The 2172-nt window shown below is 67.4% G+C and carries 2 protein-coding genes; one reads left to right on the top strand and one right to left on the bottom strand.

The genetic code is table 11. The features are described from left to right. Positions 1 to 160: integrase core domain-containing protein (locus tag ACYVIH_RS03330; RefSeq protein ID WP_460865976.1), on the top strand; the 160-nt coding region annotated here is incomplete at its 5' end. Positions 161 to 170: 10 nt separating this feature from the next. Here ACYVIH_RS03330 and acs read toward each other — a convergent pair. Then, positions 171 to 2171, bottom strand: coding sequence for an acetate--CoA ligase (gene acs, locus ACYVIH_RS03325; RefSeq protein WP_460865974.1), 2001 nt, complete (start codon positions 2169 to 2171; stop codon positions 171 to 173). Between the last annotated feature and the right edge of the window lies 1 nt (position 2172).

Raw genomic sequence — 2172 nt, 5'->3', positions numbered from 1 at the left:
CCGGACTCTGCAGGAAGGCTGGGCCTACCGGCGACCGTTCACATCTAATCAAGAGCGGGTCGAGGCGCTCGGGCCCTGGCTCGATCACTACAACTATGATCGAGGCCATACCGCTTGCGGAGGCCGGCCCCCGATCAGCCGAGTGTCACCAACCCACTGACCGGGCACATCTAGCCCAGCGGTGTGGACTTCTCTGTATGGACGCGGTTGGAGATTGTCTGCATGACCGAGGTGTCGGCGAGCGTGGTGGTGTCGCCGATCTCCTTGCCCTCGGCCGCATCCTTGAGGAGGCGGCGCATGATCTTGCCGGAGCGGGTTTTGGGCAGCTCGGTGACCACGAAGATCTGTCTTGGGCGGGCGATGGCGCCGATTTGCTCGGCGACGTGCTTCTTGAGGGCGGTCTCGGCCTCTTCGGGGGTGAGCAGGGTCTGCTGCGATTTCAGGATCACGAACGCTACGACCGCCTGCCCGGTCGTCTCGTCGTCGGCGCCGACCACCGCGGATTCGGCGACCGCGTGGTGCTCGACGAGCGCGGACTCGATCTCCGCGGTCGAGAGCCGGTGGCCCGAGACGTTCATCACGTCGTCGACCCGGCCCAGCAGCCAGATGTCGCCGTCGTCATCGTAGCGAGCGCCGTCGCCGGCGAAGTACTGGCCGTCGAACTTCGACCAGTAGGTGTCGATGAATCGCTGATCGTCCCCCCAGATGGTGCGCACCATCGACGGCCACGGACGCTGCACCACGAGCAGTCCGCCCTGGCCGTGATCCACCTGCTCGCCCTGCTCGTTGACGACGGCGGCGGTGATCCCCGGCTGCGGGACCTGCGCGCTGCCCGGCTTCAAACCGGTGAGTCCCGGCATCGGGGCGATCATGATCGCGCCGGTCTCGGTCTGCCACCAGGTGTCCACGATCGGGGCCTGCCCACCGCCGATGACCTCGCGGTACCAGCGCCACGCCTCGGGGTTGATCGGCTCCCCGACGCTGCCGAGCACGCGGATCGACGACAGATCGTACTGCTCGGGCACCTGGCGGCCGACCTTCATGCAGGCTCGGATCGCGGTCGGGGCGGTGTAGAAGATCGTGACGCCGTACTTCTGGATGATCGACCACCAGCGACCCCAGTCGGGCGTCTCGGGAGTGCCCTCGTACATGACCTGGGTGGCACCGTTCGCGAGCGGACCGTAGACGACGTAGCTGTGACCGGTGATCCAGCCCACATCGGCGGTGCACCAGTAGACATCGGTCTCGGGCTTGAGGTCGAACACGTCGCGGTGCGTGGCCGAGACCTGCGTCAGGTAGCCCGCGGAGGTGTGCAGGATGCCCTTGGGCTTGCCGGTGGTGCCGGAGGTGTAGAGGATGAACAGCGGGTTCTCAGCGGGGAAGCCCTTGGCCTCGTGCTGACCGTCGAACGAGGTGATCTCCTCGTGCCACCACAGGTCGCGTCCCTGCTGCATCGCCACGTCGTTGCCGCCGCGCTGCACCACGAGCACGCGCTCGACCGAGAGCGGCGTGCCCGTGTCGAGGGCGAGCGCGTCGTCGACCGTGGGCTTGAGCGCCGAGACGCGGCCCTTCCGATAGCCCCCGTCAGCGGTGATGACGAGCTCGGCCTGTGCGTCGTCGATGCGGGCGCGCAGGCTCTCGGCGCTGAACCCGCCGAACACGACCGAGTGCGCCGCCCCGAGCCGGGCCACCGCCAGCATCGCGATCACGGCCTCGGGGATCATCGGCATGTAGATCGCGACCCGGTCGCCCGCCGAGACACCCAGGCTCGTGAGCATGTTCGCGGCCCGCTTCACCTCATAGGTCAATTCGGCGTAGGTCAGCGTGCGCGTATCGCCCGGTTCGCCCTCGAAGTGGATCGCCACGCGTTCCCCGAGGCCCGCCGCGACATGGCGATCCAGGCAGTTCGCAGCCACGTTCAGCTTGCCGCCGACGTACCACTTCGCGAACGGCGGGTTCGACCAGTCGAGGGTCTCGGTGAACGGCTTGGTCCATTTGAGCTGCCGCGCGCGTTCCGCCCAATAGGCTTCAGGGTCTTCCGCCGCCCGCCAGTACGTCGACGGATCGTTCACGTTCGCCTGCGCGCGGAACTCGGGTGTCGGCGGGTATACCTCCACCTCCTCGCGCTGCTGCAGCGGGTGACTTTCGATGGTGCCGTTCTGGTCAGTCATG

The organism is Nocardioides pakistanensis (assembly GCF_054781215.1).
Note: the sequence above shows the minus strand (reverse complement) of the source record. Positions and strands in the feature narration are given on the sequence as shown.